The organism is Ramlibacter sp. bp-362 (genome assembly GCF_054956735.1).
In genome coordinates this window covers 250,913-272,470 of record NZ_JBUDXE010000007.1, presented here as the reverse complement: position 1 = coordinate 272,470, position 21,558 = coordinate 250,913, and the positions used below count along the sequence as shown (strand labels likewise).

Genomic DNA, 21,558 nt, shown 5'->3' with positions numbered 1-21,558 from the left:
CCGAGTGATGCTTTCCACCTAACCTCGGGAGACACCACGCCATGAAGAAAGTCCTCCTCGCCGCGCTCTTCGCGGCCTCCGCCGCCGCCCATGGACAGCAGGTCAACTTGATCTGCTCCGTGCAGGCCGAGTGGTGCAACATGCTGGCCACGGTGTACGCCCGCACCACGGGCGTGAAGGTGAACATGTCCCTCAAGGGCTCCGGCGAGGCGCTCGCGCAGCTCAACGCCGAGAAGGAGAACCCCAAGACCGACGTCTGGTTCGGCGGCACCGGGGACCCGCACCTGCAGGCGGCGGAACAAGGCCTCACCCTCGAGTACAAGTCGCCCGCGCTGGCGCAGCTGCACGGCTGGGCCCAGCAGCAGGCGAAGCAGGCCGGCTACAAGACGGTGGGCATCTACTCGGGCCCGCTCGGCTTCGGCTACAACCCCGAGCTGCTGGCGAAGAAGAAGCTGCCCGCGCCCAAGGCCTGGGCCGACCTGCTGAAGCCCGAATACAAGGGCGACATCCAGGTGGCCAACCCCGCGTCCAGCGGCACCGCCTACACGATGATCGCCACGCTGGTGCAGCTGATGGGCGAGGACAAGGCTTTCGAGTACCTCAAGGGCCTGCACCGCAACGTGAGCCAGTACACGCGCTCGGGCACGGCGCCGATCAAGGCGGTGGCGCGCGGCGAGACCGCGGTGTCCATCAGCTTCGTGCACGACGGCCCGCAGGAGAAGATGGCCGGCTTCCCGCTGGAGACCATGACGCCCGCCGAAGGCACGGGCGCCGAGATCGGCTCCATGAGCATCATCAAGGGCGCGCGCAACCTGGAAGCGGCGAAGAAGTTCTACGAGTTCTGCCTGACGCCCGGCGCGCAGGAGCTCGCGGCCGCGGCGAAGCAGTACCAGCTTCCGAGCAACAAGGCGGCCAAGGTCGACAAGAACGTGCCGGACTTCAAGAAGATCAAGTTGATCGACTACGACTACGCGAAGTACGGCTCCAGCACCGAGCGCAAGCGCCTGATCGCGCGCTGGGAGAAGGAAGTCAATTCGCTGCCGCGTTGATGCGGCGTGACGCGGCCTCCGCCATCCGCGCGTGGGTGGCGGTCGGCCTCCTGGGCTACGTCGCCCTTCCCTGGTACGCCATCCAGGACGCCGGCTGGTGGCAGGCGGTCCCCCGCGTCTTCGGCGGGCCGGAGACGGCGAACGGCATCGTCCAGGCACTGGTGCATGGGCGCAAGTGGTTGCTGCTCGGGGTCGCGGGGCTGGTGCTCGCGGCCGCGGCCCTGGGACAGCCGCCCGGTCGCAAGCAGGGGCGGTGGCTCGTCACGGGCGGCGCGGTCGGCCTGGTCGGTCTCGTCGCGAGCGGGTTCCTGATCGGCGCGCGCGGCTGGTCCTTCGGCTTCCTGGAGCGCGCGCTGGGCGAGCTGGGCCTGCAGCAGTTCGGCATGGGCGCCGGCGCTTTCGTGGTGCTCGCGGCGCTGACGGTGCTCACGGGCATCGGCCTCGCGCGCCTGGGCTTCTTCCGAGCCGATCCCTTCGTGGCGGCCAGCGTGCTCGGCGCGGGCTTCCTGCTGCTGCTGTTCATCGCCTATCCGGTGGCGCGCGCGCTCTCCGCCGCCTTCTTCGACGAGCAGGGCCACTGGTCGCTGCTCGCGCTGTACGACCGCATCGGCAACGAACGCGTGTGGGGCCTCGCCTGCCTGTCCGGTGGCGTGCGCTGCGGCGTGGCCTGGCACACGCTGTTCCTCGCGCTGCTCACGGCGGCCGGCACGACCGTGCTGGGAACGCTGCTGGCGCTGCTGGCCGAGCGCGGGCCGCCCAGGGCGCAGGGGCCGCTACGCGTGCTGGCGCTGCTGCCCATCATCACGCCGCCCTTCGTGGTGGGCCTGGGGCTGATCCTGCTGTTCGGCCGCGCGGGCATCGTGAACCAGCTGCTCGAGTGGGCCTTCGGCATCGAGCCCACGCGCTGGTTCTACGGCCTCCTGGGTCTCTGGCTCGCGCAACTGTTCGCGTTCACGCCCATCGCCTTCATGATCATGCGCGGCGTGGTGCAGGGGGTGGCGCCCAGCCTGGAAGAGGCGGCGCAGACGCTGCGCGCGGACCGTACCCGGACCTTCTTCACGGTGACCCTGCCGCTGCTGAAGCCCGGCCTGGCCAACGCCTTCCTGGTGGGCTTCATCGAGAGCATCGCCGACTTCGGCAACCCCGTCGTCGTGGGCGGCCAGTACGCGGTGCTCTCCACCGACATCTTCTTCGCCATCGTGGGCGCGCAGAACGACCAGGGCCGCGCCGCATCGCTCGCCTGGGTGCTCACCCTGTTCGCGCTCGCGGTGTTCGCGCTGCAGCGCGCGCTGCTCGGGCGCACGTCCTTCACTACGGTCAGCGGCAAGGGCGACTCGGGCCTGCCCATGCCGCTGCCCGACGGCGTGCGGCGCGCCGTGCATGCGATCGCCGTGCCCTGGCTGGCGTTCACGGTGGTGATCTACCTCTTCGCCTTCCTGGGCGGCCTGGTGCAGACCTGGGGCCGCAACTACACGCCCACGCTCGCCCACTTCGGCCGGGCGTTCGCGCTGGAGTGGGGCGCGTACGGCATCGTGTGGGCGGGGACCGCCTGGAACTCGCTCTTCACCACCCTGAAGCTCGCCGCGATCTCGGCGCCGCTCACGGCCGGCCTGGGACTGCTGATCGCGTGGGTGCTGGCGCGCACGCAGTTCCGCGGCCAGGGCCTGTTCGAGTTCGCGGCGCTGCTCGCCTTCGCGATCCCGGGGACGGTGCTGGGCGTGAGCTACATCCTGGCCTTCAACGTGCCGCCCTTCGAGCTGACGGGCACCGGGCTGATCATCGTGCTGTGCTTCCTGTTCCGCAACCTGCCGGTCGGCGTGCGCGCCGGCACGGCGGCCTTCCGGCAGCTGGATCGGGCGCTCGACGAGGCCTCGGTGATGCTGCGCGCCTCCACGGTGCAGACGCTCCGGCACGTGGTGCTGCCGCTGCTGAAGCCCGCGCTGGTCGCGGCCCTGATCTACAGCTTCGTGCGCGCGATGACCACGGTCTCGGCGGTGATCTTCCTCGTGACGGCGGAGAACGACCTGGCCACCACCTACATCATCAGCCGCGTCGGCAACGGCGACTACGGCGTGGCGCTCGCCTACTGCACCGTGCTGATCGTGCTCATGTCGATCGCGATCGCGCTGATCCAGCTGGCCGTGGGCGAGCGGCGGCTCGGCCGGCGCAAGGTTCCCGTCGTCCGCGAGGCCCTCGCATGAACGGCATCGAATTCCGCAACGTCGCCAAGCGCTACGGCAGCGACCCGGCCGGGCCGCTCGCCGTGAAGGACATCAGCTTCGAGGTGCCCGAAGGCACGCTCACCACGATCCTCGGTCCCTCCGGCTGCGGCAAGACCACCACCTTGCGCATGATCGCCGGGCTCGAGTCGCCCACGGCGGGCAGCATCTTCATCGCGGGCCGCGACGTCACCACGCTGGGCCCGGCCGAGCGCAACGTGAGCATGATGTTCCAGAGCTACGCGCTTTTTCCCCACATGAGCGTGCTCGAGAACGTCGGCTACGGCCTGCGCATGTCGGGCGTGCCCCGGGCCCGCGCCGCACAGCGGGCGCGCGAGGCGCTCGCGAACGTCGGCCTGGTGGGCCTGGACGAACGCTCGCCCGGCGAACTGTCGGGAGGCCAGCAGCAGCGCGTCGCGCTCGCCCGCGCGCTGGTGCTGGAGCCCGCGGTGCTGCTGTTCGACGAGCCGCTGTCCAACCTCGATGCGCGCCTGCGCCGCGAGATGCGCGAGGAGATCCGCGCGCTGCAGCAGCGCCTGCGGCTCACGGTCGCCTACGTCACGCACGACCAGAGCGAGGCGCTGGCCGTCAGCGACCAGATCATCGTGATGGACCACGGCGTGATCGCGCAGCGCGGCACGCCGGAGGAACTCTACGAGCGCCCGGCCACCGAGTTCGTGGCGGGCTTCATGGGCGAGGCCATGCTGTTCGACGCGACCGCGCACGCCGACGGCAGCGTGCGCCTGGGTCCCCTGGTCGTGTCGCCGGGCAGCCGCTTCGCGCCAGGCGCCGTGAAGGTGGCCGTGCGGCCGGAGGCCTGGCTGATCAAGCCGCCGGATGGCGCGGCGCTCGCGGCGACCGTGGTGAAATCGGCTTACCTGGGCAGCGTGATCGAGTACGTGGTGAACACGCCGCTGGGGGAGCTGTTCGTGGTGTCTCCCGACCTGTCGGTCCGGCATGCGCCGGGCGAGACCGTCGGGCTTGCGCTGGCGGGGCATGGGGTGTCGGTGGTGCCGCGAGGCGCGGGCTGAAGGCTCAAGCCTGCGCCTGCACGCTCCGTCGCACCTCGGAAGGCTCCATGCCGTACATCTTCCGGAACGCCTTGATGAAGCTGCTGCGGCTCGCATAGCCGGCGTCGCGGGCGATGATTTCGATGGCCTGGTTGCCCGCCTTCAGCTGCGACATCGCCTGCCGCAGCCGGAGTTCCCGCAGCACCTGCATCGGCGGCTTGCCGACGGACCCGGTGAAGCGCGCCACGAAAGCGGAGCGGCTGAGACAAGCCAGCTGGGCCAGGCTCTCCAGGGAGTGGTCGTCGCCCGGGTGCATCGCCATCGCGGCGAAGGCGCGCGCGACCAGGGGGTCACCGAGGACGGAGAGGCGCTCCACCCACGCATTCATCGAAACGAGCGACCTGCGCAGCAGCTGCACGACCACCTGCTTCAACAAGGCGGCACTCATCGCGCCGCTTCCGATCTCCTGCGCCATGAGTTCGGCGAGCGCCGCCTGCAGCTTGGTGTCGACGTGGTCCTCGGGGCTGAACTGCTCGTGGATCGGCTCGGTCAAGCCGGCGAAGAGGTCCGCGCACGCGCCATAGGTCGCGTGGAAGTAGCCGCACACGAGGACGAGCGACGGCTCGCCATCGCCTGCCGTGACCCTGCGCACCGTGTCCGGCGACCGGTTCGGGGTCCGGCCATTGATGGTGAGCAGGCCCGAATAGCCGTTGCGCCCCTCGACCTCGATGCGGAACAGCGACTTCGCCGGAACGACGATCAGCGTGTGCGGCTCCAGGGGAATGGGGTCCCCGTCGTCCACGATCGCGCGGCCGTGGCCGACCAGGTTGTAGTGGATGCCCGGCGCGTTCACGCCGCCCAGCTCCAGGCTGTAGCCCATGTCGACCAGGCACTCGGTGAGCGCAACGAAGTTCACCTCCAGCGTTCCCAGCAGGCTCTCGAGATCGGCGGGAGAAATGCGCAGGACCGGGTGTTCGTTCAAGCTGGCGGCTCCAGGGGACGGCTGCAGCAGCGCGTCCGGAACCCCGATGGTACGAAATTCCGGTCTCCGGGATGCATTTGCCGGACGGGCGAGCACATGGCGCGTTGACCGGTGCGGCGCGCGCCGGGAACAATCGATGCCCTCCGATGCGAAATCCCTCCTTCCCGGTGCTCGCGGGCGTCTCCGCGCTGAACGCACCCGACGAATTCCTGCGCGACGTACTCAGGGGCCTGGCGAGCGGCCAGAAGGCCATTCCGCCGCGATGGTTCTACGACCACGAGGGATCCCGGCTGTTCGAGGACATCACCCGGCTGCCGCAGTACTACCCCACGCGCTGCGAGCGCCAGATCCTGGCGACGCACATCCGCGAGATCGCGGACCTCCTGGGGCAGGGACGGGTGCTCGTCGAGTTCGGCGCCGGATCCGCCACCAAGACCTCCGAGCTGCTCGCCCAAGCGGCGCTGTCGGAATACATCGCCATCGACATCTCCGGCGCGTTCCTGCGCGAATCCATCGCATCCCTTCAGGCGCGGTTCCCGCGCATCCCGATGCGGCCTGTCGAGGCGGATTTCCTGCGCCCGATGCGCTTGCCGGGCACGGTGCGGCAGCGGGGCGCCGTCGGCTTCTTTCCCGGTTCCACGCTCGGCAACCTGAGCGAGGCGGCGGCAGTCGACCTTCTCAGGAGCTTCGCGGACGCGCTCGGCCCCGAAGCCATCCTGCTCCTCGGCGTCGACCTGCTGAAAGACCCGGCGATCCTCCTGCCGGCGTATGACGACCCGCAGGGCGTCACCGCCAGGTTCAACCTCAACCTGTTGCATCGCATCAACCGGGAACTCGCCGGAGACATCCCGGTGCCGGCCTTCCAGCACCAGGCGCGATGGAACGAAGGGCTCAGCCGGATCGAGATGCACCTGCTCGCGCGTCAGGATGTGCGATTCCGCGTGGCCGATCGCCGCTTCTCGATGAAGGAGGGCGAGACCATCCACACCGAGAACAGCTACAAGTACACCGCCCGGGACATCGGGCTGCTGCTCAGGGCCGGAGGATGGGATACGACCGCGCTGTGGTCGGACCCGGACGGCTATTTCGCCGTGATCTGCGCCGGGCGCATCACGGGCGACCGCTTCCAGGGCGACGGCGCCGACTGACACCGGTCGCGCTGGAGTCCTGCAAATGCACTCCCGCATCCGTTTCCACGCGATGGTTCGTCCAAGGACGAACCATGGCCGCTAACCTGCACTGGCAGGCGGGTGCGCATCCGGCGCACGCGTGCGATGCGGACATCCATTCATCCAAGGAGTGCCAGACATGTCTTCCAACGTGAACCAGCGGATCGGGCAGGAACCGCGGCGGATCTTCCTCGGCCTGGCGGGGCTCGGCCTCGTCGCCGCTTCCACACCCGCGCTCGCAGGCGCCCAGGCGAAGGACGCATCCCGGGACGTTTCGGTCCTGCAGGTGGCGCTCGCCCTGGAGCACGAGGGCATCGCCGCCTACCGGCTCGCCGGCGCCAGCGGGCTGCTCAAGCCCGGCACGCTCAGGATCGCGAACGTGTTCAAGGGCCATCACGAGCAGCACCGGGACTCGCTGGCCTCGCTCGTCGCCAAGGCGGGCGGCAAGCCGGTCCAGCCGCAGTCGGACGCCCAGTACGTCAAGGCGCTCGACCTGGGCACGCTCAAGACCGAAGGCGACGTGGTGGCGCTCGCGACGCGGCTCGAGCAGGGAGCGGCGAGCGCGTACGTCGGCCAGGTCCGCGCGCTGGGCGACCCGAAGCTGGCGCAGCTGTTCGCCAATCTCGCCGCCGACGAAGCGGTCCACTGGGCGACGCTGAACAACGCGCAAGGGCTGGAGATCCGCTCCAAGGCCTACCTGTTCGGGTGACCCGCATGCGACGCGGTCATTCGCCGGCGGCCGGCATCCCCGTGCTCCTGGCCAGCCTTTGCGCCCTGCCGCTGCCGGCCGGGGCGCAAGGCGTCCCAGGCACAAGCGGCGGCGCGAGCTTGTTCGCGTCCAGGTGCGCGGCCTGTCACTCCCTCGACGCGAATCGCGTCGGCCCCATGCTGCGCGGCGTCGTGGGGCGCAAGGTCGCTTCCGTCGCCGGGTACGACTACTCCGATGCCCTCAAGCGTGTCGGCGGCCGCTGGGATGCGCGCCGCCTGCAGGCATGGCTGCGGGATCCGCAGTCCGTCGCGCCGGGCACGAAGATGGCGTTCTCCCTGGCGACGGCCACCGACCGTGACGCGGTGATCCGGTACCTTTCTTCCGTCAGGCCTCCGCCATGACGATGGCGCCGGCGGAAACGTAGCGGCAGAAGTTGGCGAAGGGCATGACCGCCTCCTCGCGCCAGTTGCCCTCCGACCAGGCGAACACGGCGTCACCGGGGGAGAACGTGATCTCGACCCAGCCCTGCCGGATTTCGAGCAGCGGCCCTTCTCCCAGCCGGTATTCGACACGCCCGACGATGTTCGCCGTCACCTTGGAGGGCGCCTCGGTGCTGAGCCGGAAGAAGGAGTCCAGCTCCCTGCCGCTCGCCGGCGTGCCGAAATCGAAACGGCCGCCTTCCACGATGGAGCGCGCGGCGCGCATGAAGCCGCCCCAGGCACTGCGGGCGAGCGCCGGGCCCACGCTGATGCGGCGCACTCCCAGGGCGGCGATTTCGTCCAGGGTCAGGACCGTGTCCGGCCCGACGAGCACGTTCAGCGGCTTCGGGTGGACCGCGTCCACCAGCGCGGCGATCTCCTCGCGCGTGGCGACCCCGGGCGCGTAGAGGACGTCGGCGCCCGCGTCCGCATAGGCCCGCAGGCGTGCGATGGTGTCCTCCAGGTCGGGATGGCCGACCGCGTAGTTCTCGGCGCGCCCCACCAGGAGCGGCGCATCGGGGCCGTATTCGTCGAGCACGGCCCGCGCCACTCGCAGCCGCGCGACGGAGGAGCCGATGTCCCTGACGGGATTCGAAGCGATGCCGCTGGCATCCTCGAGCGAGATGCCGGCGACGCCGGTGTCCACGGCCCGGCGGACGTTGTCCGCGATCCCCGCCGCGCTTTGCGCGAAGCCGGACTCGAAGTCCGCATTGACGGGAATGGCGGTCGCTTCGACGATGTCCTGCAGGTGCTCCAGCACGTCGTGGAGCGACAGGTCCCCGTCCGCGCGCGCGCGCGACCAGGCCGCGCCGGCGCTGGTCGTTCCCAGGGCCTTGAACCCCAGGCCTTGCAGGTAGCGCGCGCTGCCGCGGTCCCAGGGATTCGGCATGACGAAGCACCCGGACTGGTGCAGCGCGCGGAAGGCGCGGCGACGTTGGGCGATGTCGGCAGGTTGGGGTGACATGGAATACCTCCTGGAAAGCGCCCAAAGGTACGGCGTTCCCCGCGCCCGGCAATCCGCCGGATGTGTCCCGGCTTCCTGGAATCCGGCGGAGGCGGTTCGGCTCAGGCGGCCTGGGTGGGTTCGAGGACTTTCGGCGCGATGCGCCTGTGGGAATCCACCCATGCCGCCAGCGCCGTCCGGGACACGCCCAACTCCTTGAGCACCACGACCGCGACGTCCAGACCTGGGATGGGGTCCTGGTCGCGCAGCGGAAACATTCCGAGCGAACGGAAGAGGTTCGCCTCCCGGTCGTTGTTGACCACCGCGTATCGCCGGAGGGCAGGGTACTTCTGGCGGATCAGCATTGCCGTCTGGCTCAAGGCGCAGAAGTTCGGTGCCGTGAGCACGCTCAGCTTCCGCTCGTGCAGGTCGATGGACTCCCAGAGACGCACGTCGAACCCATCCCCGTACGAGACCTCGTAACCGTCCGCCAGCGCGAGACGAAGGCGCTGCGGGTCGCGCTCCAGCGCGAAATACGGTATGTGGAAGGTCCGCAGGGCGTCGGCCAGCCCGCGTCCGACGTTCCCCATCCCGACGATGACCACGGGGGCGGCGCGCACGAGCGGCTGGAGCTCGGCCTGTCGCGCCAGCGTCGCCCGCAATCGCAAGCGCCCCGCCATGAAACGTCCCAGCTCCGCAAAATTGGGCGCTGCCGCGATGGTCACCGAGACGGCGACGATGAGCAGGGAAGCCTTGTCGCTGCCGATGCCTTCGCGAACCGGAGGCAGGGCCAGGATGACGAGGGCGAACTCGGAGCCCTGGCCCAGGAGGAATCCCAGTTGCGTGGAACCCGCAACCGACCACGCGAACAGCCGGCTGGCCACGATGTTGGCCAGCGTCTTCGCAGCCAGGATGGCCAGCGTGACCAGCACGATATCCGGGAACGAGTCGCCGAGCGTCTGCACGTCGAGGGACAAGCCGGTGCTCACGAGGAAGAATCCCAGCAGCAGTCCGCGGAAAGGCCGGATCTCCGCCGCGATCAACGGGCGATACGGCGAGTCGGCCAGCGCGACGCCCCCCAGGAAGGCGCCGAAATTCAGGGAGAGGCCGCCCAGGCCCGTCGCCCATCCGGCCGCGAGCGCGAACAGGAGGGCGGTGGTGGTGAATGCTTCCTCGTTGTGGTGCCGCGCGATGGCGCCGAGGACCGGTCGGACCAGGCACCGCGCAGCGACGAGTGCCAGGGCCATGGCCAGCAGCGCCTTGGCGATCGTCTGTCCCGCGACGCGCAGCAGCGGCTCGCCCGCCTGCTGCGCCTGCAGCACGATGAGGACGAACATGCCGGCGAGATCCTGGAAGACCAGGACCGAGCTCGCCGCCACGCCCACCGGGCAATGGACCTGCTGGCGCTCCGCGATGAGACGCTCGACCACCACGGTCGACGACAGCGCCAGCGCCAGGCCGATGAGCAGCGCCTGCGACGGCGCGAACCCCAGGAGCAGGGAGATGCCGGAGAAGACGGCCGTCGCCACGGCCACCTGCAGCGGGCCGAGGCCGAAGATGTTCGCCGCGTCGCGCCTCGCCCGCCCCGGCGAGAACCGCAGGCCCAGGTCGAAGAGCAGGAACATCACCCCCAGCTCCGAGAGCAGGTGGATGACGGACGCGTCGAACATCTTCTCGAGATGGAAGGCCTTCAACGCGATGCCGAGCGCGATGTAGCCCACGATGGGGCTCAGCCCCAGCCGCTTGCTGGCGGTGGCCGCTGCCAGGCCGAGCGACAGGATGAGGACCATCGGCGCGATGGCGTGGAGGGTGACGGAATCTGTCATCGGACGGCGCGTCAGGCCATCCTAGCCATGGAACTCATGCGTCCGCTGAATAGCTTCTATGTTCCCGCGGTGGATGTTCGCCGGCCGGGAATCTGGGAGCATCCGGGCCCCCGGGACGGATCCCCCGCCCCGGGGTCACCCAGGAATGATGTTCGACGGTCCCCTATCCATGTGTTCCCGAAGAGGCGATGCGCGCGTCGTCGCCCCGCTCGATCGCCCCATCCTGAGGATCCCCGCGGCCGAACTGGATGTCCTCATCGGCGCCTTGGAGGTGCGCAGGGCCGAACTCGAGGAGTGCGTGCTTCGCAACGAGCGCCGGTTCGAGCGTGGCCATGACGCGATGACGCGGCTGTATTGCGGGATCTGCGGCTCCGCGTCGCTCACGATCGCGGACGGCCTGTCCATGGCCATCGCGCCGCACACCCTGGTGGTCGTGCCGCCGGTGGCGGCGTCGACGCGCGAAGGCCTCGCGACGCTGGCCGGGAACGGGCGTATCCTGTGCGGCCGCTTCCATGCCGCGTTCGGCGGCGTCGTGGACATGTTCGACGGCCTCTCCCTGCCCATCGTCGAGCGCTTTGCCGAGGGGGATGACCTCCAGGCCAGGTTGAGACTCGCGTTCGCCGAGTTCCAGGGGCGGCAGCCCGGCAGCGCGGCGATGACTTCGCTGCTCCTGAAGCAGGCGATCGTGCTGCTGCTGCGCCGTTCCCTGACTTCGCCGAGCCCCTGGGTCGAGCGCTTCGCCATCCTGAGGGACCATCGCATCGCCAGGGCCTTCGCGGCGATGGTGGCCAAGCCCGGCGCCGCGCACACGGTCGAGGGCCTGGCGCGCACGGCCTGCCTGAGCAGGTCGAGCTTCATGGCACGCTTCTGCGAGCTGGTGGGGCGGTCTCCCATGAGCGTGCTCAGGGACCTGCGCATGCGGCAGGCCGCACGGCAGCTGCGCGTCACGGGCGTCTCCATCGGGCAGATCGGCCAGGCCGCCGGCTACGCGAACAACAGCGGCTTCGTCCGGGCCTTCCGCAAGGCCTACGGCATGGATCCGCGCGACTACCGAAGCCAGGCACTGGTTCCTGGCGACCTTCCGCTCCCCGACTTCGAAACAGAACTCCCCAAGGAAAGCCGATCATGCTGAGCAAGACTTCGCTGCAGAACACCATCCGTCACCTCCAGGAAGCCCAGTTGCGGCAGTCGCGCGAGGCTTATGCTTCCTATCTCGCCGGCGCGAGGCGCGACCGCAGCGAGCCTGTCGACCAGGACCAGGCCTCCCAGGAATTCGGCAACGCCGAACTGGCGGAATACTTCGAGGGGCCGACCCGGACGCACGAGGCGGCGCTCAAGCGCCTGCAATCCATCGATTTCGGGCCGAAGTCGCGCGTGGAAGAGGGCGCCGCGGTGCAGGTGGATGACCGCTGGTACGTGGTCGGCGTCGCCACGCAGGCGTTCGTGTGCGACGGCCAGACGTACATGGGGATCTCCACCGAGGCTCCGATCTACGGCGCGCTGGAAGGCGCCATGGCGGGCGACGACGTCGAATTCCGCGGACGGACCTGGAAGATCCAAGCCGTCGCCTGAGCCGCGGTCCGCGCAGGAAGAGGACCTACGCACCTCCGTACCGCTCCGTCTTCACCGAATCGGCCGGCACGCCCAGGTCGACCAGCGCCGTGGCCGCCGTTTCCACGAAGTCGGTCGCCCCGCAAACGAAGCACGCGATCTCGCTTGGCGGGCCCAGTGGCGCGAGCACCTCGCGCAGCATTTCCGGATCGAGGCGCCGGTCGAAGTCGCCGATGCGGCGCGCCGGCTCCCTCGTCGTGGTCGCGACGAAGGAGAAACGCGCGTCCCGCGCGGCCAGGCTCTCCAGTTCGCCGGCGAAAGCCATGTGCAGCCAGGTCCGGGCGCTGTAGAGAAGCAGGGCAGGACCCGCGCGCTCCGAGGTGAGCGAGCGATGCCTGATCATGGACATCAGCGGCGCGATGCCGGAGCCGCCGGCGACCAGGACGACCGGGCGCCGCTCCGAAGGCGCCCACGTGAAATGGCCGCCGATCGGGCCGCGGATCTCCAGGGTGTCCCCAGGCTGGAGTTCGTCCGCGATGAAGGGCGACACTTCCCCATCCGGGAGGCGCTCGACCAGGAGCTCCAGTTCGGCGCTGCCCGGGGCCGACGCGATCGAATAGCTGCGCCGCGCTTCGTACCCGTCCTCGGCGACCAGGCGCACGTCGACGTGCTGGCCGGCCACGTAGTCGCCGATGGTGTTCTCCAGCAGCAGGCTGGTCGCATTCGGCGTGAGCAGGCGCTTGGACCGCACCTTCGCCGACGACCACTCGATCCGCTTCATCGCTTCAACGGTCGCCGGAATAGCGTTGCTCGCCCCAGGGGTCGCCGCGCATGTGGTAGCCGCGCAGTTCCCAGAAGCCTGCTTCGTCGCGTTCGGTGAACTTCAGGCCCTTGCACCACTTCGCGCTCTTCCAGAAGTACAGGTGCGGAACCAGCAGCCGTGCGGGACCGCCGTGCTCCGGTAACAAGGGCTGCCCTCCGTACATGGTTGCCACCATCGCCTTGCCTCCCAGCAGGTCCGCGGTTGGAACATTGGTGGTGTAGCCGCCATGGCACTCGGCCAGGACGAAGGGCGTCAGTTCGCCCACGCCGGCGGCGGCCAGCAGGTCGTCGATGGAAACGCCCTCCCACGCGGTGTCGAACTTGGACCAGGAGGTCACGCAGTGGATGTCGCCCTTCCACGTCGTCCGCGGCAGCTGGTTGAACTCCAGCCACGACCAGCTGGCGATCGGCCGCGAACCCTGCCTCAGCGTGAACTTCCAGTCGGCCGCAGCGATGCGCGGCGTGGGTGTCGCCGACAGCACCGGAAAGTCCTGCGTCACATGCTGGCCGGGCGGCAGGCGTGCCGCGGTTGCGGGATCGACGCGGCGGCCGATGAAGCCTCTGGTGGCCATGAGCGAGCTCCTGTTTCGGTTGGGGAGAGAGTGCCGGATCCGGATCGTAAGCAGCAAGTGCCCGCCGGCGCGGGCCGCGCGACGCTCTGCGACTTTTTCGGGACGCCGGAACACCGGCCCCCTCTTAGAGTTGGAGAACGCCCCACCCGGGCGGGACCCGACTACTGAAATCGTTGAACACCTCCTGTACGCAGCCGCCCGCGGAGCTTTTCGCTCCGGATCCGCGGGACCGCGAGGCGCTCGCGGCGCAGTACGCGCAGGTGCGCGCCGCCAGCGTGGCGCTGGCCCGTCCCCTGAGCGCCGAGGACCAGTGCGTGCAGTCCATGGCGGATGCAAGCCCGACCAAGTGGCACCTGGCGCATACGACCTGGTTCTTCGAGGCCGTCGTTCTGAGGCCCCACACGGCCTGCGAACCCTTCGCTGCCTCCTGGTCGCACCTGTTCAACTCGTACTACGAGTCCCTGGGCAGCCGCCATCCGCGGGCGCAAAGGGGCTTGCTCACCCGCCCGGCGCTGGCGGAAGTGCGCCGGTATCGCGAGCACGTCGATGCCGCCGTGCTGCGGCTCATCGCGGAGGCCGACAGGGACACGCTGCAGTCCGCGGGATCCTTGGTCGTCCTGGGCCTGCAGCACGAGCAGCAGCACCAGGAGCTCATCGTCACGGATGCGCTGCACCTGCTGTCGTGCAATCCGCTGCTCCCCGCCTACCGCAACGCCGGAGAAGGGCCGCTGCGCGTCCAGCCGCCGCCACCGGTCCGTTGGCTGGACGGCCCCAGCGGCCTGGTCGAGATCGGCCATGCGGGCGGAAGCTTCGCGTTCGACAACGAAGGCCCGAGGCATCGCCGCTGGCTGGCGCCCTTCCAGGTCGCGGACCGCCTGGTCACCTGTGGAGAGTACGCGGACTTCATCGCGGACGGCGGCTACGAGACGCCGTCGCTGTGGCTGTCCGAAGGGTGGGCTCTCGTCCAGTCACAGGGCTGGCGGGCGCCGGCCTACTGGATCGCGCCGGGTGATGCCCGGGCACCCGCCGAACGGCGGCAGGTGTTCGGCCTGGACGGCGTCCAGGCCATGGATCCGGGGGCGCCGGTGAGCCACCTGAGCTTCTACGAAGCGGCCGCCTTCGCGCTATGGGCCGGCGCGCGGCTGCCCACGGAAGCCGAGTGGGAGTCGGCCGCAGGCCTTCCCGGCATCCGGCAGCTGACGGGACAGGCCTGGCAATGGACCCGGTCGTCGTTCGATCCGTATCCCGGTTTCCGGCCCTGGCCGGGAGCCGTCAGCGAATACAACGGGAAGTTCATGGTGGGGCAGATGGTCCTGCGCGGAGGCAGCCTGGCCACCCCGCGGGGCCACACGCGCATCACCTATCGCAACTTCTTTCCTCCCGCGAGCCGGTGGCAGTTCAGCGGGCTGCGCCTGGCGCGCGACGCCGTCGCGCCCGTGTTGTAGATGACCGACCGCATCGAAGCGATCAGCCTGTTCATCCGGGTGGCCCGCACGCGCAGCTTCTCGGTCGCCGCAAGGGAGCGCGGCATTTCCCAACCCACGGTCTCCCGCGCGATCGCCGGGCTCGAGAAGGAACTGGGCGTCGCGCTGTTCGCGCGCAATCCCCGGGCCGTCGTGCTGACCGAAGCCGGTGCCGACTACTTCGCCCGTGTCGAGAGCGTGCTCAACGCCCTGGACGAAGCAACGGAAGTGGTGCGCGGATCAGGGGTGCTGAGCGGGACCCTGCGCATCGCGACCTGCTCGAGTTTTGGCCAGCGTGTGCTGATTCCCGCCCTGCCGGCCTTCATGGCCGCGCATCCCCGGCTGCGCGTCAGCCTGCTGCTCGACGACCATCGGCAGGATCTCGTGACACAGGGCATCGACGTGGCCCTGCGCTTCGGCGCGCTGGAGGACTCCTGCGCGGTGGCGCGCAGGCTGCACACCTGGCCGAGGATCGCCGCCGCGGCGCCCTCCTACGTGGCCAGCGCGGGCGTCCCCCGCTGTCCGGCTGATCTCGCCAGCTTCGAGGTCTTCGCCGGCCCCGCGAACAGCGCGGGCGGGGTTACGCTTCGCAAGGACGGCCAGGTCGTTTCGGTGAAGGTCGACAGCCGCATGGGCGCGTCGACGGACGAGGGCCGCATCGCCGCGGCGGTGGCGGGCATGGGCATCGTGATGTCCCCTTCGGTGAATTGCGCGCGGGAGCTGGCGGACGGCAGCCTGGTGCGCCTGCTCGAGGATTGGGACCTGGGTGACGTGGACCTCCACGCCGTCTATGCGCTCGGCCGCCAGGCCAAGCCTGCCGCGCGCGCGCTGACCGAATTCCTGCTCGACCGACTCGCGAGGGACCCGCTGGAGACCCCGGCATTGATTCAGGATCTGCCTGGTTGAAATTCATTCCGCGCATCGCCGAAGCCTCCGGCGGCGCGTAGCATTCCGACGATGACAAAGGAACGCGTGATTCTTGCCGGTGGCTGCTTCTGGGGAATGCAGCAACTGTTCCGCCGCCGTGATGGCGTGATCTCCACGCGCGTGGGCTATTCGGGCGGCGACGTCCCGAACGCGACGTACCGCAACCATGGCACCCACGCCGAAGCCATCGAAGTCATCTTCGATTCCGATCGCCTCCGATTCCGCGAGCTGCTGGAATTCTTCTTCCAGCTCCACGATCCATCGACGAAGAACCGGCAGGGCAACGACGTCGGCACGAGCTATCGCTCGGCGATCTTCTACACGAGCGAAGAGCAGAAGCGCATCGCGGAAGAGACCATCGCGGATGTCGACGCCAGCGGCCTGTGGCCGGGCAAGGTCGTGACCGAGGTCGTGCCGGCGGGGGACTTCTGGGAGGCGGAGCCCGAGCACCAGGACTACCTGGAGCGGCTGCCCGATGGCTACACCTGCCACTACATCCGCCCGGACTGGGTGCTGCCGAAGAAGGAGAGCGCGCGATGAAAGCCATCGTTGTGACCGACGAGGCCGCGGGAACGGCCGGCATGAAGCTGGTGGAACGGCCGGAGCCGAAAGCGGCCATCAACGACGTGGTCGTCCGCGTGCATGCATCGGGCTTCGTGGGCACCGAACTGGGCTGGCCTTCGACCTGGGCCAACCGCGCGGGCGGTGCGCGGACGCCGACGATCCCCGGGCACGAGGTGGCCGGCGTGGTCACGGCCCTCGGCTACGGCACGACCGGTTTGTCGATCGGGCAGCGCGTGTTCGGCATCACGGACTGGTACCGTGACGGCAGCCTCGCCGAGGTCGCCGCCGTCGAGGCGCGCAACCTCGCGCCGCTGCCGGGCGACGTGGACTTCACGGTGGGCGCCAGCCTGCCGATCTCGGGGCTGACGGCGTGGCAGGGACTGTTCGATCACGGCCGGCTGCGCGCGGGCCAGAGCGTCATCGCGCACGGCGCGGCCGGCGCGGTCGGGTCCATGGTGGCGCAGCTCGCGCGCCTGGCCGGCGCTCACGTCATCGGCACCGGACGCGCCGCCGACCGCGAGAAGGCCCTCGACTTCGGCGCGCACGAGTTCGTCGATCTCGACAACGAGTCGCTGGAGGACGTCGGCCGCGTCGACCTGGTGTTCGACCTCATCGGCGGCGAAGTCGGAAGACGCTCGGCACGCCTCGTTCGACCCGGAGGGACGCTGGTTTCCATCGTCGGACCCGTGGAGGTGCGGCCGGCCGAAGGCCTGGCCGTCGACTTCGTCGTCGAGGCCGACCGCGCCCAACTGGGCGAAATCGTCCAGCGCGTGCGCGACGGAAGGCTGCGGACGAACATCGGCATCGTGGCGCCCCTCGCCGAGGCCGTCGCCGCCTTCAATTCGAAGGAGCGGCGCTCGGGCAAGACGATCATCCGCGTGCGTTCGTGACGCCGCTTCGGCGGGCCTTCCTGTCCGCGGTCGTTTCCCTGGTGGTCGCGTTCGCCGCGGCGGCCGCGCCGATCCCGCTGTACAACGTCTACCGGGCGGAGGACGGCTTCACCAACGCAGGCATCTCGCTGGCCGTCGTCGCGTACGCCGCAGGCACGATCGCCGCGCTGCTGGTGCTGGGTCGCCTGTCCAATCACCTGGGCCGCCGGCGCACGGCGATCGCGAGCCTCGCCCTGGTGCTCGTGGGTTGCCTGCTGCTGCTGCTGGACGTGCACGCCATCGGGATGTTGCTGGCCGGGCGCGTTTTCGTGGGTGTCGGGACGGGATTGGCCAGCAGCAGCCTGAGCGCCTACATCGTCGACGCGGCGCCCGGCAAGCCGGAATGGCTGGCCACCGTCGCCTCCAGCCAGGGACCGATGCTCGGCCTCACCGTCGGCGCCATCGCGTCCGGCGCGCTGGTCCAGTTCGGTCCGTGGCCGCGCGAACTCATCTACCTGGTTTGCGTCGGCTTGCTGTTGCTGTCCGCCGCGCTCATCGTCTTCAGCCCGGAAACCGCCCCGCCGATGCCGGGCGTCTGGCGATCGCTCGTGCCCCGGTTCCGCGTGCCGGCCCGCGTGAAGCCCTTGCTTCCCGTCGCGGCGGCGGTGTTCCTCGCCACCTGGGCGACGGGAGCCTTCTACCAGGCGTTCGTCCCCGCGCTGGTGGAAGAGCAGCTCCACACGCGCAGCCCGCTCGTCCTCGGGCTCGTGTTCGCCGCCTACATGACCCCGAGCGTTCTGGGCGCTCCCATCGGCGGCCGGTTCACGTCCGCGGCGGCGCAACGCATCGGGATGATCGTCTTCCTGGCGGGAATGGTCGGCATCATCACGGCGATCGAAGCCGGCACGCTCGCGCTGTTCATCATCGGAACCATCGCCGCGGGCGCGGGCCAGGGCATCGCCATCAGCGCCGCGACCCGTGGCCTGCTGCACGGCGGCGCACTCGCCGAGCGCGCGCCGATCTTCAGCGCGATCTACCTGCTTTGCTACAGCGGCGCCGCGTTTCCCAGTCTCATTTCGGGCCGGCTGTCCGAGAGCTTCTCGTTGCCGCAGATCGCTTTCGGCTACGGCGGATTCGCCCTCCTCGCCACCCTGTTCACCCTGGCGGGCGCGCGCGACCCGCAGCCGGGCGGGGTGCCGGACGGCCTGGCGCCGGTCAGCGGCGGGTGGACGTCTCCTTCAGGGAGGTGATCCGGTTGAAGACGAGCCTGCCATCCTGCGGGCGATGGTCTTCCCGGTCGGCCACGAAGTAGCCCAGGCGCTCGAACTGGAAGCGGGTGTCGGGCTGCGCATCGCGAACCGAACGCTCCACAAAGGCCTTCACCACCTGCACGCTCGCGGGGTTGAGCTCGCTCAGGAAAGACGTGTCGCCCGCGCCGGGCTGCGCAACGGTGAACAGCCGGTCATAGAGGCGCACTTCGGCCTGCGCAGCATCGGCGGCGCCCACCCACGTGATGGTCCCCTTGACCTTGACGGCCGCCGCACCGGGCGTGCCGCTCTTCGTTTCGGGCAGGACTTCCGCGTGGATCTCGGCCAACTCGCCGGTGCTGCTCCTGACCGCGCCGGTGCACCGCACCACGTACCCGTACTTCAGCCGCACCACATTGCCGGGAAAGAGGCGGAAGAAACCCGGCCCGGGCGTCTCGGCGTAGTCCGCGCGTTCGACCCACAGGTCCCGCCCGAAGGAAAAGCTGCGCTCCCCCCGCTCCGGCGCGTGGGGGTGGAGCGGTGCCGTGCACGGCTCCAGGTGGCCCGCGCCCATCAGCGCGTCCCAGTTCGTGATGGTCAGGCGAACGGGATCGATGACGGCCATGGCGCGCGCGGCCGCCGGTTCCAGGTCATCGCGCAAGGCGCCTTCGAGGACGGCATGGGCTATCCAGCTGTCCGCCTTGCTGACCCCGATGCGTTCGGCGAACAGCCGCAGCGCGCCCGGCGTGTAGCCGCGGCGCCGCAAACCCACGATCGTCGGCATCCGGGGGTCGTCCCAGCCCGCGACGTGACCTTCGTCGACCAGCTGTCGGAGCTTGCGCTTGCTGGTCACCACGTGCGTGAGGTTCAGCCGGGCGAACTCGTACTGCCGCGGGGGCGGCGTGTTGACGAGGCCGCCTTGGGCCAGGTGCGAGAGGACCCAGTCGTAGAACGGCCGCTGGTCCTCGAACTCCAGCGTGGCGATGCTGTGGGTGATGTTCTCCAGCGCGTCCTCGATCGGATGCGCGAAGGCGTACATCGGGTAGATGCACCACCGGTCGCCGGTGTTGTGGTGGATGGCGTACCGGATGCGGTAGAGGGCCGGATCGCGCAGGTTGATGTTGGGGCTCGCCATGTCGATCCGGGCCCGCAGGATGGCGGCGCCCTCCGGCAGCTTGCCGTCGCGCATGTCCCGGAAGCGCTGCAGGTTCTCCGCCGGGCTGCGGTCGCGGAAGGGGCTGGCGATGCCCGGGCGCGCGAAATCCCCGCGCTGGATGCGCAACTGCTCCGCGCTTTGTTCGTCCACGTACGCGAGGCCGGCCTCGATGAGGTATTCGGCGGCGCGATACATGAAATCGAAGTAGTCGCTGGCCTGGTACAGATGGCTGGTGCCGCCTGCCTTCCAGTCGAATCCCAGCCACCGCACCGCATCCTTGATGCTCTCGACGTACTCGGGATCTTCCTTCTCGGGATTCGTGTCGTCGAAGCGCAGGTGGCAGGCGCCGCCGTAGTCGCGCGCCAGCCCGAAATTCAGGACGATGCTCTTGGCGTGGCCGATGTGCAGGTAGCCATTGGGCTCCGGCGGGAAGCGGGTGCGGATGCGTGCCCAGTCCGGCGCGCCGTCCGCATGATGGCGCGCGTCGCCGGGACCGCCACCCCAGTGGCGCGACGACCAGGTGCCGGCCGCGATATCGCGTTCGACTGCCTGGCGAAGGAAGTTGCCGGGCGCGGCGGCCGGCTCAGGCGGGAGAGGGTGGGGGTGCAAGGGGTTCGAGCTGTTGCAGCAGCGTCGGCACGAGTTCGCTGATGGTCGGGTGGATGGCCGGCGTGGCCGCGAGCTGCTTCACCGTCGCGCCCGCGCCCATCGCATGGACCAGGGGATGGATCACTTCGTCGGCCGAGGCGCAGACGAAGCTGGCGCCCAGGACCTGGTCGGTCGACGCATCGGCGAGGACGCGCATGAAGCCGCGGGTCTCGCCGCGTTCCACGGCGCGCCGCACGCGGGTCATGGGCATGGTCCCGACGAGGACGCCCTCGCGCTTGCCCGAGACGTCCTGCATCGATGCGCCGATGCGCGCGAGCGGCGGATCGGTGAACACCGCGTAGCGCACGGACCGGCCTTCCACGCTGCGCTCTTCGCCGTCCAGCAACGTGCCGGCGACGATCTCGTAGTCGTTCCACGAGGTGTGCGTGAACGCGCCCCGGCCGTTCACGTCGCCCAGCGCCCAGATGCCGGCTTGCGTCGTCCGCAACTGGCCATCCGTGCGGATGAAGCCGCGCTCGTCGACCGCCACGCCCGCATGCTCCAGGCCGAGGTCCTCCGTGTTCGGCTGGCGGCCGACCGCCACGAGCACGTGGCTTCCGTCGACCGCGACACGTTCTCCGTCCCGCTCGAATGTCAGGCGAGGGCCGGACGAACCCTGTTCGAGACGGAAGCAATCGGCGGAAAGGAAGAAGCGCACGCCGTCGTCCACCAGGGCATCCTGGATGACCTGGGCGACGTCCTCGTCCTCGCGCGGAAGAAGCCGCGCCGCGCGCTCGACGATGGTGACCTGGCTGCCCAGCCTCTGCAGCGCCTGTCCGAGTTCCAGCCCGACCGGGCCACCGCCCACGACCAGCAGGTCGGACGGCAGTTCCCGCAGGTCGAAGAAGGAGTCGGTGGTGAGGAAGGGCACGCCCGCTTCGCGCGCCCAGGATGGCTCCACCGGCCGGCAGCCCACGTTCAGGAAGATGCGCGGCGCGCGCAACTGGCGCTCACCCACCGCAACGGTCCGCGCGTCCACGAAACGTGCATGCCCGTGGATGACGGAAAGGCCATCGATGCCGGCCAGCCACGCGGACAGGCTCGCGCGCGATTCGTCCGCGATGGCGTGGACCCGTTCCTGCACCGCCCGGAAATCCGCCGTGGCAACCGTCGGGGCACCGATTCCGAACTCGCGCGCCCGCGCGACCAGGTGCGCCACCGAGGCACTGGCGATGAGCGTCTTGCTCGGCGTGCAACCGGTGTTGACGCAGGTGCCGCCCAGCCGGTGGCGTTCGACCAGGGCCACGCGCTGGCCGGCCTTCGCCAGGCGCGCCGCGAGGGCGGGCCCGGCCTGGCCGGCCCCGATGACGATCGCGTCCCACTTTTCAGGCTGCATGCCGTGGCCCCGGTGTC

The 21,558-nt window shown here is 69.8% G+C and carries 19 protein-coding genes and 1 pseudogene; 13 read left to right on the top strand and 7 right to left on the bottom strand.

Annotation, left to right across the window (positions count from 1 at the left end; all coding sequences use genetic code 11):
• The first annotated feature begins 41 nt into the window (after positions 1-41).
• From ACY0MJ_RS12475 to ACY0MJ_RS12465, 3 genes are read left to right on the top strand one after another with little or no spacing between them, the layout of a single operon-like run.
• Positions 42-1,049 carry an ABC transporter substrate-binding protein gene (locus ACY0MJ_RS12475; RefSeq protein ID WP_462638782.1) on the top strand — a complete coding sequence of 336 codons (1,008 nt, stop codon included), beginning with the start codon at positions 42-44 and terminating at the stop codon, positions 1,047-1,049.
• On the top strand, positions 1,049-3,250 hold the full coding sequence (locus ACY0MJ_RS12470) for an ABC transporter permease (protein WP_462638781.1): 2,202 nt from the start codon (positions 1,049-1,051) through the stop codon (positions 3,248-3,250). Before ACY0MJ_RS12475 ends, ACY0MJ_RS12470 begins: the two co-directional genes overlap by 1 nt.
• The gene (locus ACY0MJ_RS12465) at positions 3,247-4,299 is read left to right on the top strand and encodes an ABC transporter ATP-binding protein (protein ID WP_462638780.1); all 1,053 of its coding nucleotides are present in this window, start codon (positions 3,247-3,249) and stop codon (positions 4,297-4,299) included. Before ACY0MJ_RS12470 ends, ACY0MJ_RS12465 begins: the two co-directional genes overlap by 4 nt.
• Positions 4,300-4,303: 4 nt before the next feature.
• On the opposite strand, the gene ACY0MJ_RS12460 is transcribed toward ACY0MJ_RS12465, so the two are convergent.
• Complete coding sequence (locus ACY0MJ_RS12460) at positions 4,304-5,260, bottom strand: helix-turn-helix domain-containing protein (RefSeq protein WP_462638779.1); 957 nt, start codon at positions 5,258-5,260, stop codon at positions 4,304-4,306.
• Between the two features lie 146 nt (positions 5,261-5,406).
• On the opposite strand from ACY0MJ_RS12460, the gene egtD reads away from it, so the two are divergent.
• From egtD to ACY0MJ_RS12445, 3 genes are all read left to right on the top strand, one after another.
• Positions 5,407-6,408, top strand: a complete 1,002-nt coding sequence (gene egtD, locus ACY0MJ_RS12455; protein WP_462638778.1) for an L-histidine N(alpha)-methyltransferase — start codon at positions 5,407-5,409, stop codon at positions 6,406-6,408.
• Between the two features lie 160 nt (positions 6,409-6,568).
• Complete coding sequence (locus ACY0MJ_RS12450; protein WP_462638777.1) at positions 6,569-7,138, top strand: ferritin-like domain-containing protein; 570 nt, start codon at positions 6,569-6,571, stop codon at positions 7,136-7,138.
• A gap of 5 nt (positions 7,139-7,143) precedes the next feature.
• On the top strand, positions 7,144-7,539 hold the full coding sequence (locus tag ACY0MJ_RS12445) for a c-type cytochrome (protein ID WP_462638776.1): 396 nt from the start codon (positions 7,144-7,146) through the stop codon (positions 7,537-7,539).
• A gap of 217 nt (positions 7,540-7,756) precedes the next feature.
• Here the strand turns inward: ACY0MJ_RS12445 and ACY0MJ_RS12440 are convergent.
• Both ACY0MJ_RS12440 and ACY0MJ_RS12435 read right to left on the bottom strand, forming a co-directional pair.
• Positions 7,757-8,581 (bottom strand): annotated as a pseudogene (locus ACY0MJ_RS12440) (isocitrate lyase/PEP mutase family protein); the annotation flags it as partial.
• A gap of 101 nt (positions 8,582-8,682) precedes the next feature.
• A complete protein-coding gene (locus ACY0MJ_RS12435; protein WP_462638775.1) occupies positions 8,683-10,350 on the bottom strand; it encodes a cation:proton antiporter domain-containing protein in 1,668 nt (555 codons plus the stop codon).
• Between the two features lie 184 nt (positions 10,351-10,534).
• On the opposite strand from ACY0MJ_RS12435, the gene ACY0MJ_RS12430 reads away from it, so the two are divergent.
• Both ACY0MJ_RS12430 and ACY0MJ_RS12425 read left to right on the top strand, forming a co-directional pair.
• Entirely contained in the window at positions 10,535-11,518 is a 984-nt protein-coding gene (locus ACY0MJ_RS12430; protein ID WP_462638774.1) for a helix-turn-helix transcriptional regulator, read from the top strand.
• Positions 11,512-11,958, top strand: coding sequence for a hypothetical protein (locus ACY0MJ_RS12425; protein ID WP_462638773.1), 447 nt, complete (start codon positions 11,512-11,514; stop codon positions 11,956-11,958). The genes ACY0MJ_RS12430 and ACY0MJ_RS12425 overlap by 7 nt, the downstream gene beginning before the upstream one ends.
• 25 nt (positions 11,959-11,983) lie before the next feature.
• Here ACY0MJ_RS12425 and ACY0MJ_RS12420 read toward each other — a convergent pair whose 3' ends face one another.
• Positions 11,984-12,718: an FAD-binding oxidoreductase gene (locus ACY0MJ_RS12420; protein ID WP_462638772.1), complete on the bottom strand. Its 735-nt coding sequence runs from the start codon at positions 12,716-12,718 to the stop codon at positions 11,984-11,986.
• A gap of 4 nt (positions 12,719-12,722) precedes the next feature.
• A complete protein-coding gene (locus ACY0MJ_RS12415) occupies positions 12,723-13,331 on the bottom strand; it encodes a sulfite oxidase-like oxidoreductase (RefSeq protein WP_462638771.1) in 609 nt (202 codons plus the stop codon).
• Positions 13,332-13,504: 173 nt separating this feature from the next.
• Here ACY0MJ_RS12415 and egtB point away from each other — a divergent pair, with 173 nt between their 5' ends.
• The 5 genes from egtB to ACY0MJ_RS12390 are packed head-to-tail and all read left to right on the top strand — an operon-like array spanning position 13,505 to position 18,404.
• Positions 13,505-14,776 carry an ergothioneine biosynthesis protein EgtB gene (gene egtB / locus ACY0MJ_RS12410; RefSeq protein ID WP_462638770.1) on the top strand — a complete coding sequence of 424 codons (1,272 nt, stop codon included), beginning with the start codon at positions 13,505-13,507 and terminating at the stop codon, positions 14,774-14,776.
• On the top strand, positions 14,777-15,700 hold the full coding sequence (locus tag ACY0MJ_RS12405) for a LysR substrate-binding domain-containing protein (RefSeq protein WP_462638769.1): 924 nt from the start codon (positions 14,777-14,779) through the stop codon (positions 15,698-15,700).
• Between the two features lie 51 nt (positions 15,701-15,751).
• On the top strand, positions 15,752-16,261 hold the full coding sequence (msrA, locus tag ACY0MJ_RS12400) for a peptide-methionine (S)-S-oxide reductase MsrA (protein WP_462638768.1): 510 nt from the start codon (positions 15,752-15,754) through the stop codon (positions 16,259-16,261).
• A complete protein-coding gene (locus tag ACY0MJ_RS12395) occupies positions 16,258-17,175 on the top strand; it encodes an NADP-dependent oxidoreductase (RefSeq protein WP_462638767.1) in 918 nt (305 codons plus the stop codon). Before msrA ends, ACY0MJ_RS12395 begins: the two co-directional genes overlap by 4 nt.
• The gene (locus tag ACY0MJ_RS12390; protein ID WP_462638766.1) at positions 17,172-18,404 is read left to right on the top strand and encodes an MFS transporter; all 1,233 of its coding nucleotides are present in this window, start codon (positions 17,172-17,174) and stop codon (positions 18,402-18,404) included. Before ACY0MJ_RS12395 ends, ACY0MJ_RS12390 begins: the two co-directional genes overlap by 4 nt.
• Here the strand turns inward: ACY0MJ_RS12390 and ACY0MJ_RS12385 are convergent.
• Positions 18,370-20,166, bottom strand: coding sequence for a glutamine--tRNA ligase/YqeY domain fusion protein (locus ACY0MJ_RS12385; protein WP_462638765.1), 1,797 nt, complete (start codon positions 20,164-20,166; stop codon positions 18,370-18,372). The genes ACY0MJ_RS12390 and ACY0MJ_RS12385 overlap by 35 nt on opposite strands.
• Complete coding sequence (locus ACY0MJ_RS12380; protein ID WP_462638764.1) at positions 20,141-21,541, bottom strand: mercuric reductase; 1,401 nt, start codon at positions 21,539-21,541, stop codon at positions 20,141-20,143. Before ACY0MJ_RS12380 ends, ACY0MJ_RS12385 begins: the two co-directional genes overlap by 26 nt.
• Positions 21,542-21,558: the final 17 nt, after the last annotated feature.

What these genes read in the sequence shown, in the direction of transcription:
- ACY0MJ_RS12420 (WP_462638772.1), bottom strand. Translation starts at nt 12,718, where the DNA reads ATGAAGCGGATCGAGTGGTCGTCGGCGAAGGTGCGGTCCAAGCGCCTG.
- ACY0MJ_RS12465 (WP_462638780.1), top strand. Translation starts at nt 3,247, where the DNA reads ATGAACGGCATCGAATTCCGCAACGTCGCCAAGCGCTACGGCAGCGAC.
- egtD (WP_462638778.1), top strand. Translation starts at nt 5,407, where the DNA reads ATGCGAAATCCCTCCTTCCCGGTGCTCGCGGGCGTCTCCGCGCTGAAC.
- ACY0MJ_RS12445 (WP_462638776.1), top strand. Translation starts at nt 7,144, where the DNA reads ATGCGACGCGGTCATTCGCCGGCGGCCGGCATCCCCGTGCTCCTGGCC.
- ACY0MJ_RS12475 (WP_462638782.1), top strand. Translation starts at nt 42, where the DNA reads ATGAAGAAAGTCCTCCTCGCCGCGCTCTTCGCGGCCTCCGCCGCCGCC.
- ACY0MJ_RS12470 (WP_462638781.1), top strand. Translation starts at nt 1,049, where the DNA reads ATGCGGCGTGACGCGGCCTCCGCCATCCGCGCGTGGGTGGCGGTCGGC.
- ACY0MJ_RS12430 (WP_462638774.1), top strand. Translation starts at nt 10,535, where the DNA reads ATGTTCGACGGTCCCCTATCCATGTGTTCCCGAAGAGGCGATGCGCGC.
- ACY0MJ_RS12415 (WP_462638771.1), bottom strand. Translation starts at nt 13,331, where the DNA reads ATGGCCACCAGAGGCTTCATCGGCCGCCGCGTCGATCCCGCAACCGCG.
- ACY0MJ_RS12425 (WP_462638773.1), top strand. Translation starts at nt 11,512, where the DNA reads ATGCTGAGCAAGACTTCGCTGCAGAACACCATCCGTCACCTCCAGGAA.
- ACY0MJ_RS12395 (WP_462638767.1), top strand. Translation starts at nt 16,258, where the DNA reads ATGAAAGCCATCGTTGTGACCGACGAGGCCGCGGGAACGGCCGGCATG.
- ACY0MJ_RS12405 (WP_462638769.1), top strand. Translation starts at nt 14,777, where the DNA reads ATGACCGACCGCATCGAAGCGATCAGCCTGTTCATCCGGGTGGCCCGC.
- ACY0MJ_RS12450 (WP_462638777.1), top strand. Translation starts at nt 6,569, where the DNA reads ATGTCTTCCAACGTGAACCAGCGGATCGGGCAGGAACCGCGGCGGATC.
- ACY0MJ_RS12435 (WP_462638775.1), bottom strand. Translation starts at nt 10,350, where the DNA reads ATGGTCCTCATCCTGTCGCTCGGCCTGGCAGCGGCCACCGCCAGCAAG.
- ACY0MJ_RS12380 (WP_462638764.1), bottom strand. Translation starts at nt 21,541, where the DNA reads ATGCAGCCTGAAAAGTGGGACGCGATCGTCATCGGGGCCGGCCAGGCC.
- msrA (WP_462638768.1), top strand. Translation starts at nt 15,752, where the DNA reads ATGACAAAGGAACGCGTGATTCTTGCCGGTGGCTGCTTCTGGGGAATG.